This window comes from Eubacterium sp. CAG:161, assembly GCF_000432355.1.
In the GTDB taxonomy this organism is placed as follows: domain Bacteria; phylum Bacillota; class Clostridia; order Lachnospirales; family Lachnospiraceae; genus Eubacterium_G; species Eubacterium_G segne.
In genome coordinates, this window is the sequence record NZ_HF991871.1 from 134,261 (window position 1) to 150,370 (window position 16,110).

The following is a 16,110-nucleotide window of genomic DNA, read 5'->3' on the forward strand; positions in this document are numbered from 1 at the left end:
AAGTCCGGCGGCTCCGGCTCCTATTATCACTACTTTCATTTTAATTCCTTTTTTCAACTGGTGTTTGCCTCTAAAAACTTAAACAGTTTTTCGGCATTTTCAATATAAATTCCATTTTCAAGGACTTTTCTGTCTGCCTCGGGAAGCCTTGACACAACAATATCCGTTTCAGCTACAACGGTTTTTCCATCTTTTTTATAAACAACAATTTTATCATTTAAATCTTTAACCCAGTAGCCTTCCACTTCCTTTGAATCACTTTTGTTATTCGGTGAAACATTTACAACCTTTTCCTTTAAATTGTCACCTTCCTTAGTGCCTATTTCCACTCCCACGATATAAGCAGCCAAAAATCCAATTATAAAAACCACTAAACAAAAAATATATGCTCGTTTGCTCATAATAAATCACTCCTTGCATATATTTTTTACATATTTTGTATTTTTTATACGATTTTTTATATCATATGAATTTTTTTCATAAGTTTAGCGATCATTGCCCCTTTTGGCATGGATAAAAGTTCATCCTCTGTTACTGTTTTCGTAATTACCAGCATTAGAGCATATATAACCACTGCAACCATTATAGCAATTATTGTACTTATAGCATTAATTTTAATTAAACCATTAAATAACTTATATATTCCAAAACAGCCTGCTCCCATAACTCCTGCACAAATAAAAGGCTTAACAAAGGTTTCAAACATGTTTTGTCTGTAATTTAAATACTTTTTAATTGACATGGCATTTAACACAGAAACAGTTGCTCCAAACAAAATATCACCAATAACCACCCCATAAATATTTAATTTAAACACAATTAAAAGACAAGGCAAAATAATTAAATGTAAGCCTAAAGAAATGGCTGAGTTTTTAATTGGCACCTTAAGTTTGTCTATTCCCTGAAGTATTGCATTGCTAATGGTAGACAGTGAAAATGCTATTACTGTGAAAATACTAAACACCATCATAGGTGCTGCACCGTCTCCGCTGCTTCCAAACAAGAGCTTATTAATAGGCACTCCCAACACCGACAATCCCATACCACATGGGAAGGCAATTATCATGGAGAATTTAAGTGCCATATCTATTTTATTTTTTACTACGGACTTATCCCCTGCAACATATGAACGAACCAGTGAAGGAACTATTGCAGTGGATAATGCCGATGCAATGGCAATAGGCATTGTTGTAAGGGTTCTGTAAATTCCCGTATAATTTCCATATACCGCACTTCGCTGTGCCTCAGTGCTTTCAGGCGAAATACTATACATTATATTCTGGAATATAGGATTGTCCAAAAGGTTTCCTATATTATATATTGTTGTACTTATAAGTACCGGTGTAATGGTAAAAACAATCACCTTTGTTATGGTACCGTAGCTGTCCACGGACTTGGTTATATCTTTTCTGATATTTGAATTAATGCTTCCAAAATGACGGTACAAAATAATAATCATTATAATAAGTGCAGTAACAGCACCACATAATGTACCTAAGGTACCACCGGCAGCAGAATATGAAGCCCTAAATGTTTCAGATTCATCAGCCATTTTCGACAATGAATATCCATATGCACCTAATTCATAGGCTGCAATAACACTTACAACAGCATTTACAATCTGTTCAAAAATCTGTGATACTGAGGTTGGTATCATATTTCCCATTCCCTGGAAATACCCTCTTAAAACACCTAAAACACAGGCTACCGTAAGAGTAGGTGCCAATATTCTAAGAGGAATTGCAACCTGAGGTAATTTGTATATTTTAACGGAAATCCAGTCAGCACCAAAAAACGCCAGCATTCCAAATATAACACCTATTGTGATACCGTAAATTAAAGCACCTTTAAACACCTTGTGGGCGTTTTTGTACTGCTTTTTTTCTAACTTTTCTGAAACTATTTTAGACACTGCAAGAGGCATACTCTGGGATGACAGCAAAATAAGAACATTGTATATCTCAAATGCCGTGCCGTAATATCCCATTCCGCTTTCCCCTAAAATTCTGTTAAGGGGTATTCTGTAAATAAGACCTATTACTCTTACTAATATTCCTGCAAATGCTAAAATGCTTCCCTGAATTATAAAACTGTTACTTTTTGATTTGTTACTCATTTATTTATCCTTATTCTATTTGATGACAACATTATCTGCATATTCATTCTGAACTATCTGCACCCATGTTTTTCCTGTATTTAAAACAATCTCTTTTCCTGTTTCATCAAAGTATTTTGTTTGTCCGGACATTTGCTTGTCCTTTTTCCATGTAATTTTTTCTGCTTTTCCGTTGGTAATAAACCAGCCTTTTCCTGAACCGTTTAATGTAATATTAAGACTCTTATTGTCAGGATATAATGTGGAATCCACAAATTGAATTATTATATTTGAGCAATGAAGCTGTTTATTGTTCTGGTCATCAATATGTTTTTCTCCATACTGATATCTGTAATACTGACCATTTTTAAACTTGTACCACGGCTTATTTATAACATATCCCATTTCCACGGTTTTAGCTGTTTTCTTACTGTTAAGGTCTACCTTCTCACCAAAATTTGCAAATTTAAAATGACCCTTGTAGCCTTTTTTGTATTCTTTTCTGTATTTAAGAGCTTTTATTGCGTTATTTAAATTCTTTCCTGATGTAAAAGCATTGTGAGGTGCCACTCTGTCTGTGGTACGGTAAAAATAATTTTCCGCATTAAGGGCGCCTACATTGTCTATTTTGTCACTTTTTAAAAATCCCAAAGCATACTGTGACTGACCATAATGGCTGTAAATAGCATCCCACTCTAAAGCAAAAGCACAGTAGTAAATACGACAGCTTCTAACTGAACCCATCTTTTTTAATTTATCATAATTTTGAAAAATTCCCATAATTCGGGTAATTCCACCTTCTACCGGTGCTTCATAGCAAACATCTGCATTGCTTATTCCTGAGTGTGGCATGGCGTTTATAATGTTGTTATACATTAATGCCACAGGTCTTCTTTTTGCTGTTTTATCCTTTACATATTCTCCCGTTAAAAAACTTGGAGTTTTACCTACATAAGGATCTGCCGTTGTGGTTTCAACAGTTTGTACAGTGGTCTCTTCTGTTTCTGTCACTTCTGTTTTTTCTACTTTTTTGTTAGGTATAACAAACATGGCAAGCAGTGCCACTCCGCCTACTGCCACCGTAATTATACCTGCAATAACCAAAGTTACTATTAATTTTTTATTTTTGTTCATTTTAAATCTCCCTTGTAATCCCTAAATTATTAAGAATAATATTCTGTTTGTTTTCCATATCCTCTCTCTCATCTTCCTTAATATGGTCATAACCGAATAAGTGTAGCATACTATGAGCCGTAAGAAAAGCAATTTCTCTTACTTTTGAGTGATTATACTCATAAGCCTGACTTATAACCCTGTCGTAGGATATTACAATATCTCCCAGCATTAATTCCCCTGAATCCGGATTGAAATAGTTAATATCGTCTTCAACATTGGTAAAATCAGCAGGAGAATCATAGTCAATTAACGGGAACGATAAAACATCCGTTTCTTTATCAATATCTCTTTGAGCTTTATTTATTTCCTTAATGCTGTCATTGTCCACAATGGTAACATTAACCTCACATTCAAAGGGGCATTTCACAAAGTCAATTGCTTCTTCCACTACCTTTTTTATTATTGTATTGTAATCAATATCAATATTTTTACCATATTCATTTTCTATAAAAACTGACATATCTATTTTTTACCCTTTCCTTTGTTTTCGTATTCCTCGTAAGCCTTTACAATTTTTTGTACCAGAGGATGTCTTACAACATCATTATTGTCAAGAAATGAAAATCCAATATCGTCTACATTTTTAAGTACCCTGAGGGCAACTTCAAGACCCGAAACCGTGTCCCTTGGCAAATCCTTCTGGGTTCTGTCTCCTGTTACAATTACCTTTGAGCCAAATCCAATACGGGTAAGGAACATTTTCATCTGGGCCGGAGTTGTATTTTGTGCTTCGTCTAAAATAATAAAAGCGTTATCTAAAGTACGGCCACGCATATAGGCAAGAGGTGCCACCTCAATAATTCCCTTTTCGCTATTACTGATAAAGCTTTCTGCTCCCATTATCTGATAAAGTGCATCATATAAAGGTCTTAAATAAGGATCTACTTTGCTTTGCAAATCTCCCGGTAAAAATCCAAGATTTTCTCCCGCCTCAATAGCCGGTCTTGTAAGAATAATCTTGTTTACCTCATTGTTTTTTAAGGCGTTTATTGCCATTGCCATTGCAAGATAAGTTTTACCGGTTCCTGCCGGGCCAATGCCAAACACTATCATTTTCTTTCTTATCTGGTCTACATAGGATTTTTGTCCTAATGTTTTTGGTTTAACAGGCTTTCCCATAACCGTTCTGCAAATAATATCATCATCTAATTCCAGCATTACAGACTCTTTTTCGTCAAAGCTTAAAGATAAGGCGTAGTCAACATTCTGTTCTGTTATCTCATTGCCCCGCTTTGACAGTTCCATTAATTGTTCAAATACATGACGGGCTCTCTTAGCTGCCACTTCCCCTCCAATAATTTTAAGCTGTCCGTCTCTTGAAATTATGGTAACATGTAATGTTTTTTCGATTTTCTTTATATTGTAATCAAACTGTCCGAAAACATTCTTTTCATGTTCCATTGGAATATCTATTATATTTTCTATTACGCTCATATTTTTCCCTTCATGATTTTTCTTAATCAGATTTTGTGGTTTCTTTATTATTCTCTGATTCAATCTCATTTATTTTTTCGCTTTCAATATAAGAAACCTTTCCTAAAGGTTCTAAACACTTAATCGTCCCCGAAAAAACATAATGATTTTTTTTCTTGTCTATTTTAACATTTTTTTCTAATATTTTGTACCCTTTTTGCTCTAATATGGACATTTTGTAATTGAATCTATCATATAGTTTTTTCTTAGCTTCTTCTTTTGTGTAATTTCTCTTCTCTTTTTCAAACTTTGTAACCACATATTTTTCCATCCCAAAGGGCAAATAGAAATTTCCAAATGCTTTAAAATTTCTTTCCGATTTTACAACAGTTTCATTTTTGTCATTTTCTTTTATATTCCACGTGTATCCCGCTACTAAAGGTGCATAGTAAGTCCTTTTATGCTTAATATTTTTAACAAAATATGTATCGGAAATTTTATCATTATAAGAGAGATTAGTTATTCCCACAACATCACCATCTGCATTACATAATTTTGTAAATATTTTTTCCCCGGATTCATTAAAAACATCTACAATACCGGATATCAGAACATCTCCTTTTTTTACTTTATCACCGGCTTTTACCACTCCTTTTCCTTTTCTCACTAAAATGGACTTTATGGTGCAGTCCCTGTTAGCAATCAGGTCATAAGTTTTGTCTTCTTTTGCGGAAATTTCAGTGATATAGTTTTCTTTTATATGGACAATAAGATTTGTTCCCTTTACTTCTGCGCAAACCCAGCTTATGTCATTGTATTTTCTTCTTATTTCTTTCTCTATTTCATCACTGTTTATCCGGTTCTTTCTCATTCCTTCTTTTATATCCATCTTTTTTAAAAACCTCATAATCTGAGTTGATGTATAACTGTAATTTCCCTCCACATCAATATTCCAGATAAAGTGAGAATTAATAATTAATAACAATGTAAAAACTGCCAAAATAAATGTCACTGACTTTATCACAGGCAGCCTTGTAATATATGTATATGTTCCTTTCTCTTTCATATCCAGTATCTTTATTCCCATTTTTTCAGCAATATCAAGGACTTTGTTTTTATCTTTATAATTAAATGTTATTTCCGTAATTCCATCTTTTGAATGTATATCCCTTAATTTTATTTTCCCTGTATTATTTATAAATCTGTAAATGTGATTTTCATTAATTTTTATAACTATGTAGTGGAATTTTTTTCCTTCAAAACATGAAAAAAACAAATTAACAAAAGAGAACTTCATTTACACACCCGCCTATTACCATGGTATCACTGTTATAATAACTTATGATGAGTTTTTCTCCCATAACACGGATATTATATTTTTTGCATATTACTTCAATTTCTTCTTCACTGATATTTTTAATTCTTTTATAATTTTCAACTATAACTTCCCGTCTTCCGGTAATTTGGCATAAACATTCATTATTAATTACATCCCTTGGAATATCATATTCATTATCAACGTTAAACATATATTATCCCCCCAATATATACTATGAAATCTTTATGCTGTTAGAACATAGAAAAAAAGTGCGTTGCAGTCGTGATGTAAATCACTGTCGCAACAGCACTTTTTTTATAATTAATTATATTTGCGCTTTCTAGCTGCTTCTGATTTTTTCTTACGCTTTACGCTTGGCTTTTCGTAATGTTCTCTCTTACGAATCTCCTGCTGGATACCAGCTTTAGCGCAATTTCTCTTGAATCGACGTAATGCACTGTCGATTGATTCGTTTTCTTTAACGATAACGCTTGACATTCTCTTCCTGACCTCCCTTCAGTTATAGATTCCTAAAACTGTAGGTATTTGTGCCTAAACACTTAAAATATTATACCATATTTTTCTTTACAGTCAATAGCTTTTTCACGATATTCCAGGTTAAAGCCCGAAAAGTATCTATCCAATCTGTGCTTCAAGAATTTCCTTTGCCTTAGCTAAGACTTCATCTGCACCTGCCGGGTTCTTTCCACCTGCCTGTGCCATGTTTGGACGACCACCGCCGCCACCTCCTACGAGTTTGGCAATTTCTTTTATCATATTTCCTGCATGGGCACCCTTTGATATAGCATCGTCATCTGCCATAACAATTACGTTAGCCTTGTCGCCTGTAGTTGACACTAAAACAACAACTCCGCCGCCCATCTTATCCTTAAGCTGGTCGCCAAGATTTCTTAATCCATTCATGTCAACGTCAGCAACCTTTGTTGCTAAAAGTTTAACACCCTTTACTTCAACAACCTGACTCATAACATCACCAACTGATGCGTTTGCCATTTTTGCCTTTAACTTTTCATTTTCAGAAGATAAAGCCTTAATTTCTTCATTTAATGTTTCGATTCTCTTAACCAAATTGTTTGGTTCTGTCTTAGCTACCTTTGCAGCTTCGTGAAGTTTCTTTTCCACATCTGCATAGTGCTTCATAAGACCTGTTCCTGTTAAAGCCTCAATACGTCTTACACCTGCTGAAATTCCTGATTCAGATATAATCTTAAAATATGAAATTGTGCTTGTATTTGATACATGAGTACCACCACAAAGTTCAATAGAATAGTCTCCCATAGATACTACTCTTACTTTGTCACCATACTTTTCACCAAATAATGCCATTGCTCCTGTCTTTTTGGCATCTTCAAGACTCATTTCTTCAGTAACTACATCAAGTCCATTTTCAATCTGTTCATTAACTAAGGCTTCAACCTTTTCAATTTCCTCCGGTGTCATAGCCTGAAAATGAGTAAAGTCAAATCTAAGTCTCTCAGCATCAACATATGAACCTGCCTGTTCAACATGATTTCCTAAAACAAGCTTTAATGCCTTCTGAAGTAAGTGGGTTGCACTATGATTCTTAGCTATTGCATTTCTGTTTGCACTGTCAACCTTTAAAGTTACCTTATCGCCTACCTGAATCATACCTTCACTAACATAACCTACATGTCCTACCATGGTGCCGTGAAGCTTAATTGTATCAACAACAACAAATGTTCCTTCGTTTGTTTTAATGATACCTTTGTCACCTACCTGACCACCCATTGTAGCATAGAAAGGTGTCTGTTCCACAACAATAGTACCTTTGTCGCCATCAGCTAATGCCTGTACAACTTCTTTTTCTGTTGTAAGAGCAGTAATAACTGAATCTTCAATTAATTTATCATAACCTACAAACTGTGTTGAAAGTGATGTATCAAGACTTTCGTATACTGTCTCGTCAGCACCCATGTAGTTAGTAGTTTTTCTTGCCTTTCTGGCTGTTTCTCTCTGAACTTCCATTGCCTTCTTAAAGCCGTCTTCGTCCACATCAAATCCTTTTTCCTCAAGAATTTCCTGTGTAAGGTCAAGTGGGAATCCATAAGTATCATATAACTTAAATGCATTTTCACCGGACAAAGTTTTTTCATTCTTTGCCTTCATTTCTTCTTCCATGTCGGCTAAAATGCTAAGTCCTGTATCAATAGTCTTATCAAATTTGTTTTCTTCCTCTGTAAGAACCTTGAAAATCATGCTCTTCTTTTCTTCAAGTTCAGGATAACCGTCTTTTGAGCTTTCAATAACTGTTTCTGAAAGTTTTGCCAAAAACTGTCCCTTAACTCCTAACAATCTTCCATGTCTTGCAGCACGTCTGATAAGTCTTCTTAAAACGTATCCACGTCCTTCATTTGAAGGCATAATTCCGTCTGAAATCATAAATGTTGCTGAACGGATATGGTCTGTTATAATTCTGATGGACACATCCCATTTATATTCCTTCTTGTATTCTTTCCCGGTAATTTCACAAACCTTATCTCTAAGTGCTTTAATTGTATCAACATCAAAAATTGAGTCTACATCCTGAACAACTGTTGCCAGTCTTTCAAGTCCCATTCCTGTATCAATATTTTTATTCTTTAATGTTGTATAATTTCCCTTGCCGTCATTTTCAAACTGCGTAAATACATTGTTCCAGATTTCAATAAATCTGTCACAATCGCATCCGACAGTACATCCCGGCTTTCCACATCCATATTTTTCTCCACGGTCATAGTAAATTTCAGAACATGGACCACAAGGACCTGCTCCATGCTCCCAGAAATTATCCTCTTTTCCAAACTTAAATATTCTATCCTTTGAAATTCCGATTTCTTTATTCCAAATATCAAAGGCTTCATCATCATCTAAATATACAGAAGGATATAATCTGTCAGGCTCTAAGCCAACTACCTCTGTCAGGAACTCCCATGACCAGTGAATAGCTTCTGTTTTGAAATAATCACCAAAAGAGAAGTTACCAAGCATTTCAAAAAATGTACCGTGTCTCGCAGTTTTTCCAATATTTTCAATATCACCTGTTCTTATACACTTCTGGCATGTAGCCATTCTTCTCTTTGGTGGAATCTCCTGTCCTGTAAAATAAGGCTTAAGTGGAGCCATTCCTGCATTTATAAGTAAAAGACTGTTATCGTTGTGAGGAACTAATGAATAGCTTCCTCTTACAAAATGATCCTTTGACTTAAAAAAATCCAAATACATTTTTCTAAGTTCATTTAATCCATATTTCTTCATTTTTATGCCTCCGGTTATATTAATATAATTAATCTGCTTTTATCTGGTGGAAAGCTTTCTTACCTTTTTTAATAAGTAAAACCCCATCTTCATTAAATTCTGAAGTAGTAAATGATGTTTCAATGGCATTAACCTTTTCTCCGTTGACGGAAACACCACCCTGCTGTACAAGTCTTCTCGCTTCACCTCTTGATTTTGCAAGTCCTGTATCTACTAACAGTGTAAGAATATCTTTTCCGGCATCTATTTCATCTTTTGAATATGTTGTAGTTGGAATATTACCTGAAATACCACCGTTGGCAAATATCTTTCTTGATGCATCCTGTGCCTTCTTTGCTTCTTCTTCACCATGAACTAAATTTGTAAGCTCATATGCTAGAATTTCTTTTGCCTTATTTAATTCACTTCCCTGCCACTTTTCCATTTCTTCTATTTCTTCTAACGGAACAAATGTAAGCATCTTTAAGCACTTAATAACATCTGCATCATCTACATTTCTCCAATACTGATAGAACTCATATGGTGAAGTTTTTTCAGGATCAAGCCATACTGCACCGCTAACTGTTTTACCCATCTTCTTTCCTTCTGAATTAAGAAGTAGTGTAATAGTCATGGCTGAGGCATCTTTTCCTAACTTACGTCTGATAAGTTCCGTACCACCAAGCATGTTGCTCCATTGGTCATCTCCACCGAACTGTAAATTGCAGCCGTAATCCTGATACAATCTGTAAAAGTCATAACTCTGCATAATCATATAGTTAAATTCAAGGAAAGTAAGTCCTTTTTCCATTCTCTGCTTATAACATTCTGCAGTAAGCATTCTGTTTACGCTAAAATGTGCTCCAACATCTCTTAAAACATCAATGTAATTTAAGTCCAATAACCAGTCAGCGTTATTAACCATTAATGCTTTTCCGTCAGAAAAGTCTATAAATCTGCTCATCTGCTTTTTAAAGCATTCAATATTATGATCGATAGTCTCCTTAGTCATCATTTTACGCATATCTGTTTTTCCTGAAGGATCACCAATCATGGCTGTTCCGCCACCTAACAATGCTATAGGTTTGTTTCCTGCCATCTGAAGTCTCTTCATAAGGCAAAGAGCCATAAAATGTCCAACATGCAAACTATCTGCTGTAGGGTCAAAACCTATATAGAAAACAGCCTCTCCTTTATTAATTAAATCTTTAATTAATTCCTCGTCTGTCACCTGCGCAATAAGACCACGAGCCTTTAATTCTTCGTAAGTATTCATAATCGAACAAATTCCTTTCCTCTTTTTATTATTGCTCATAAACTCAATGTATAATTTTAGCATATGGAAATAATTATTTCAAGGAAATAACTCCCGTTAATCCCTATATTAACTAATAATTTCCTGATATTTGCGAGTTTTGGCACTGATTTTTTGTATTAAAGGCTATTATAAAGTAATAAATGCGTAGAAATCAATGTATTGGTGGGAGAAAAACTGCTTTAAAAGACATTACATTATGTTCTTTTGTAGTAGCGAACCCATTTATATGGACCTGTTCCTTTATAATACTTTTTTCTACTATTAATATAATAAAAAAACTTTACTTTAAAAAAATACGCTTTTCCATTTTTAAACTTTTTCCCTGAGTGTTTAAATTCATAACTCTTTACTTTTTTCTTCCATGTGGACAATTTGATTATCCTTGAATTTGCAAATTTCAAATTAGATGAATACATTACCTCAATACCATCTATTTTATTCCAATCCTTATTGTTAAAATATAATCTTACCTTCCCTTTAGCATTTTTAACATTGATTAATCGTACTTTTATTTTTCGCCATTTTAATGTAAGTTCTGTGTTTTTCCTGATAACAGTCACCTTATTTTTTCCCTTGTACCATCCACAAAAAACATATCCGTCATTTTTAAGAAAAGGATAGGATTTAATCATTTTCTCATAATTTTTAGGTAACACTAATTCTTTTTTATTTTTTTCTATAATCTCATATTTTTTACCATTATTATAAACTACAATTTTTATGTTTCTTTGTTTTATTTTTGCGGTCGTTGCTTCTTTGTCAGGCTTCAGGGGTTGTACAATAGTACATTGTGTTTCTGTTATGATACCTGTTTCATCTACTGATATGTTTTCAGTTACATTAGAGGTTATTTCTTCTGTTAAGTATGAGGTTATCTCCTCTGATAAATCTGACGTTGTTTCACCGGATGTACTTTCATTTTTACTTTCTGTTTCTTCCTGCGATACTGTTTCTGTATAATTAGATGTGGTTTCAATTTTACCACAGCTTTCTTCACTTTCATTTCTAATTGCACCAACGCAATTTCCGTTAATTATTGTCATTACAACCCACATGCTAAAAATAACCAAAGTTATCATACATTTTTTCTTCTTCATTTCCTCTTGTGCCTCACTTTTTATTTGTTATTTCTATTAACCATTACAATGGTTATAACTGTTAAAGCAATAAAAACTATTGCTCCTAATGCTAGTCCTCCAAATATCAATATCTGCTTTATGTAACTTTCTTTTATTATTGTAATTTTTCCACCTTTAGTTATATTTCCCGCCAAATCACTACAGGAAATCTTGGCATTTAAAGGATTTTTACCAATATCACCTTCAAAAACCGAATTTGTGGATGTTGATTCATCATCATTTTTCTTCAAGTCATAAGACTTATCACCTATCAAAATTTTCACGGAATTTTCGTCCATATTATCGTCACGTATTTTTAATTTGATTTTTCCACTGGAAGTACCTTCAAACATCACTATTTCCGGTGGTGTTTTATCAATGATAATCATCTTATTTAAGCTATTGCTTTCGTTAGTTCTTGCAATTAATGTTCCATTTTGTCCTGCAATAGAAGTTGAATTAATCTGTATGTTATAATTTCCTTCATTAAAGTTGTCTTTTTTTATAACATACCTATATTCGTACCTGTATTTTGGATTATCACTCTTGTCTAATTTTTTGAAAGTATACATATTAGAATCAAGAGTTTTAGTGGATATGCTATCTATTATCACGACGCTACTTTTACTTATCTCGTTCTTGTTATATTCATATATAACTATGTCATTTAAATCCTTTATGGGATTGTCGAACAAGTCTTCCTTTTCCGCTACATATAAAGACCCATCTCTATTTACCGTAAATGCCCCTGTTACCTTTCCTTTAGATATAACATAAGGGCGTTTTCCATCTGATTTTAAAGTATTTTTCTTTGGTGAATTTCCTGCATAGTCTGTAACATATATAGACAGCGTATAGTACCCATCATCCTTCAAATCATCAATTGAATATTCAATTCTGTTTCCGTCAACCGTCGATTTTAAATCGATTTCAGATTTCTTTTTTCCATCATCTGATAGTTTATATAAACTTACTGCATGTTTTCCTATTTTTGTTTCATCTGAAAGAATTATATTAAGTGGATATGGAACCTTCTCACCATTTTTCAAGCCTTTTCCGGTGCCGTTTTCAAATCCCTTAATAACTACTTTGGGACTTTTTTTATCAATAATAACAACACATGATTTAACTGTTTCCGACTTGTTTCCTGCCTTATCTGTGGACTGGACTTCTACAATATTTTTCCCTTCACCTAATTTAATATTGCCTCTATGGGTATTGCCACTTCCACTCCATGATACGGTAGCATTTTTTCCATTTATTTTTACAGTTGTTTTACCTGAATCAAAATTCTTTTCCTTAATAGTTACCGGTATTGAAACATCGTGATTAATGTATTTTGTTTTATTATCTGTAAATTTATTGTCAATTTTTATTGTCGGTTTTGTACCATCAATTATTAAAACTTTCCTAAGCGTTAATTTATCGTTTCCGGATTCCACTGTTATAGCTCCCTCATTATCCCCTGCAATATTTAGTTCAAAATATGCAATATGTGGAATGTAATTATCAGCTAATTTTTCTTTATTCTTTGAAATTATCTGTACAGGATATACTATCTTTTCTCCCCACTTAAGAAATATCTCATTTTCTGATATTATTTTCTTCTGACTTCTATACAAGACCTTTATTAAATATTTTTTCTCCGGAACCCTTATTTCCTCTACGCTATTATCAGGTAAAATATATGGCTTTGTTTTACCATATACCTCTCCATCTATATTTACCTCCCTGTCTTTCCCACCTAAACCAACATATATCTTATTATCTGATTTTTTTATGTATGAAAACTCCTTATATATATTATAATAAGTTCCTTTATTGTAGATAATGTCTATTGCTAATGTATAACTACCTGACTGCTTCAAATTACATTTATACTTTAAAATAATTGTATTTTTGTTAATTCTATATTTTCTGATATTTGATATTTTTAAATTGTGAATTCGATTTTTTCTATCATAATAATAAAATTCAGCCACATCCACTTCTTCTAAGTTTGTTGCAGTCACTGTAATCCGCACATTTCTGTCTTCCTTATTTCTTGAATCAATTACCATTTTAGGTCTTGCTGCGCTTACCTGTGTAACATCTGAAAATACCAAGAGAAGTATACACACTACACCCAACTGCATAATTGTCTTTATAAATTTTTTAACATCTAAATGCATATTATTCCCTCCCCTTTAAATAAACTCTGATGTATTAATGTAAACAATATTTTTAACAAGTACAAAATTAGAATTAAATTTTGCATTTTTAGCCACTTCCATAGATGCTGATTTTTCCATTACTCTTCCTGTAAGCCCTGTTCTTCCCGACTTTCCTGTCTTATTTTTACCTGTCATTCCTGTTTTTCCAAGGCTTCCTGTGTCATTTAATCCACCTTCTAAAATATCCTGGCCATAATTTTTATGCTGATCGCTGCCACTTCTTTTTCTCATCTCTTCAACCTGTTTCTGTGTCAAAGTTCCATTCAGATCCTGAATAACTTCTTTAATACGAAGTTTGAAGAACAAAATAATACTTGTTATTAAAGAAATGGCTGCTAAAGTAAAAAATACATATGTTAATATTCTTAAAACGTCATTTATGTTCATATTATTTATCCTCCATTGTTTTCTTTGCTATCTGCTGATATATGTTTGAGAAGTATGTCTCAGCCTTAACCCTTTTCTCATTAATGCTTTCTTCCGATGAACTATCTACGTTCTTCTTATTAGCATCATTTTTTAAATATCCATACGCATCTATACAATATTCCTCTATCTGATTTCGTACGTCATTATCTGATATAGTAGAATACTGTGTTCTTTGTTCATACACTATGTCCCCTACTATAAGATACAGGTTAACTTTTCTCATATATGAATCTTCTTCGTCTATTGCCTTTACCATTTCATTCCAATACTTAACCAGATCTTCTTCTGTGATTGAACTTCCATTATCACTAAGCCCACTTGAAGATTTTTTAAATGCCTTAATTACCTTGCTTATTTCGCATATTCTGTTTTTAAACTGAACATTTTTCTTATCGTAATTATCTGTCACTTTTTTATATCTCAAAGCAGCTTCCTCATTACGACTTTTTATTACATTGTCATCCATTTTGCCTTCACTAAACATGTAATAATCCATATACAGATCCCCTGCTCTGAAATATATGTCATTTCTATACTCTTCGTCTAATTTTTCCACATCTGATTCATTAATAATTTTGTCAAGCTGATTAAACATTTCATTTTCAGTCTGATTATATTTCTCTTTTTCCTGTTCAGTTAATGTTCCATCATTCACCCTCTTTAAGCAATCACCTGACAAACTAAGAATATTTTCTTCAAACACGTCCAAATAGTTAGTAACCAACTCGTTTAATGATTTATTACCCGGTGCAATTCCGTATTTATCAATTGCTTCATATAATTTGTCAGGATTTCCACCATTTGATGACTCTGCACCATATACACGTATAGTGTCAGAAATGGTCTGATTCAATGTAGTTCTATATCCTATAAGTGTTCCTGTTCCTGCCAGCGCCATTATTAATGTAAATGCAGATGTCAAAATAAACTTATTAAGCTTTGACTTTTGTTTTTTTCTATATGGTTCTCCTAATTCATCTAAATGATTAAGTGCATATAACACTTCCATACATGACTGAAATCTTTCATCCGGATTTAACTGAGTACACTTTTGAATAATGTATTCCAATCCAACAGATAACTGCGGATTTACATCCCTGATAGGCAATATTTCATAGGGTGGCTCACAGGGATTTTTCCCCGTTACAAGATGGTAAAGTGTTACTCCCAGTCCGTATACATCTGTTCTGGCATCTGTCTGTCCCATTCCTCCAAACTGTTCCGGTGCAGCATATCCCTTGGTTCCAAGACTTACAGTATCCGATGAATTCTGTTCCTTATATTCTCTTGCAATACCAAAATCGTATAATTTAATATTTCCATCAGGTTTAAGCATAACATTAGCCGGCTTCATATCACGATAAATAATAGGTGGCTTCCTTGTATGCAGATAATCTAAAACTTCTGCTAATTGGATTCCCCATTCAATAACAGCTGCCTCCGGCTGTGCACCTTTCTTTTTTAATATCTTGTCAAGAGGTTCACCTTCTATGTAATCCATAACAATATAAATTGTCTGTCCGTTTTCTATAATATCCACTATTCTCGGAAGATTTGGATGGTCTAACCTTTTCATGAGATTAGCCTCCGACAAAAGACTTTGAACTACTATCTGATTTTCACTGTTTGTTCCTTTTCTCTTAATTTCCTTTACTGCCCACTGTTTATTTAACCGGTTATCCATTGCCAGATATACAACGGACATACCTCCTCTTCCTACTTCCTTTAATATTTCATACTTTCCCTCAATTACCTCTCCTATTCTCGACATATTG

Annotated in this window: 14 protein-coding genes; all 14 read right to left on the reverse strand. The window is 33.5% G+C overall.

Annotation, left to right across the window (positions count from 1 at the left end; all coding sequences use genetic code 11):
- Window positions 1–53: 53 nt before the first annotated feature.
- Window positions 54–401, reverse strand: coding sequence for a hypothetical protein (locus tag Q5O30_RS07195; RefSeq protein WP_021953079.1), 348 nt, complete (start codon window positions 399–401; stop codon window positions 54–56).
- 56 nt (window positions 402–457) lie between these two features.
- Window positions 458–2,116, reverse strand: coding sequence for a polysaccharide biosynthesis protein (locus Q5O30_RS07200; RefSeq protein WP_021953080.1), 1,659 nt, complete (start codon window positions 2,114–2,116; stop codon window positions 458–460).
- 15 nt (window positions 2,117–2,131) lie between these two features.
- The gene (locus Q5O30_RS07205; protein ID WP_021953081.1) at window positions 2,132–3,229 is read right to left on the reverse strand and encodes a DUF3048 domain-containing protein; all 1,098 of its coding nucleotides are present in this window, start codon (window positions 3,227–3,229) and stop codon (window positions 2,132–2,134) included.
- A 1-nt stretch (window position 3,230) separates the two neighbouring features.
- Window positions 3,231–3,731, reverse strand: a complete 501-nt coding sequence (ybeY, locus tag Q5O30_RS07210) for an rRNA maturation RNase YbeY (RefSeq protein ID WP_021953082.1) — start codon at window positions 3,729–3,731, stop codon at window positions 3,231–3,233.
- Window positions 3,732–3,733: 2 nt separating this feature from the next.
- Entirely contained in the window at window positions 3,734–4,705 is a 972-nt protein-coding gene (locus tag Q5O30_RS07215; protein ID WP_186840437.1) for a PhoH family protein, read from the reverse strand.
- A 22-nt stretch (window positions 4,706–4,727) separates the two neighbouring features.
- Window positions 4,728–5,981 (reverse strand): sporulation protein YqfD, encoded by a 1,254-nt coding sequence (locus Q5O30_RS07220; RefSeq protein WP_021953084.1) that lies wholly within the window; start codon window positions 5,979–5,981, stop codon window positions 4,728–4,730.
- Entirely contained in the window at window positions 5,962–6,213 is a 252-nt protein-coding gene (locus Q5O30_RS07225) for a YabP/YqfC family sporulation protein (RefSeq protein ID WP_021953085.1), read from the reverse strand. The genes Q5O30_RS07220 and Q5O30_RS07225 overlap by 20 nt, the downstream gene beginning before the upstream one ends.
- Before the next feature lie 110 nt (window positions 6,214–6,323).
- Entirely contained in the window at window positions 6,324–6,500 is a 177-nt protein-coding gene (rpsU, locus tag Q5O30_RS07230; protein WP_005362674.1) for a 30S ribosomal protein S21, read from the reverse strand.
- Window positions 6,501–6,638: 138 nt separating this feature from the next.
- Window positions 6,639–9,278, reverse strand: coding sequence for an alanine--tRNA ligase (gene alaS, locus Q5O30_RS07235; RefSeq protein ID WP_021953086.1), 2,640 nt, complete (start codon window positions 9,276–9,278; stop codon window positions 6,639–6,641).
- 28 nt (window positions 9,279–9,306) lie between these two features.
- The gene (gene tyrS / locus Q5O30_RS07240) at window positions 9,307–10,533 is read right to left on the reverse strand and encodes a tyrosine--tRNA ligase (protein ID WP_021953087.1); all 1,227 of its coding nucleotides are present in this window, start codon (window positions 10,531–10,533) and stop codon (window positions 9,307–9,309) included.
- Window positions 10,534–10,769: 236 nt separating this feature from the next.
- Window positions 10,770–11,672: a hypothetical protein gene (locus Q5O30_RS07245; RefSeq protein ID WP_021953088.1), complete on the reverse strand. Its 903-nt coding sequence runs from the start codon at window positions 11,670–11,672 to the stop codon at window positions 10,770–10,772.
- 20 nt (window positions 11,673–11,692) lie between these two features.
- Window positions 11,693–13,864: a hypothetical protein gene (locus tag Q5O30_RS07250; RefSeq protein ID WP_021953089.1), complete on the reverse strand. Its 2,172-nt coding sequence runs from the start codon at window positions 13,862–13,864 to the stop codon at window positions 11,693–11,695.
- A 15-nt stretch (window positions 13,865–13,879) separates the two neighbouring features.
- Window positions 13,880–14,293, reverse strand: a complete 414-nt coding sequence (locus Q5O30_RS07255) for a hypothetical protein (RefSeq protein WP_021953090.1) — start codon at window positions 14,291–14,293, stop codon at window positions 13,880–13,882.
- A gap of 1 nt (window position 14,294) precedes the next feature.
- Window positions 14,295–16,106: a serine/threonine-protein kinase gene (locus Q5O30_RS07260; RefSeq protein ID WP_021953091.1), complete on the reverse strand. Its 1,812-nt coding sequence runs from the start codon at window positions 16,104–16,106 to the stop codon at window positions 14,295–14,297.
- Window positions 16,107–16,110 lie beyond the last annotated feature (4 nt).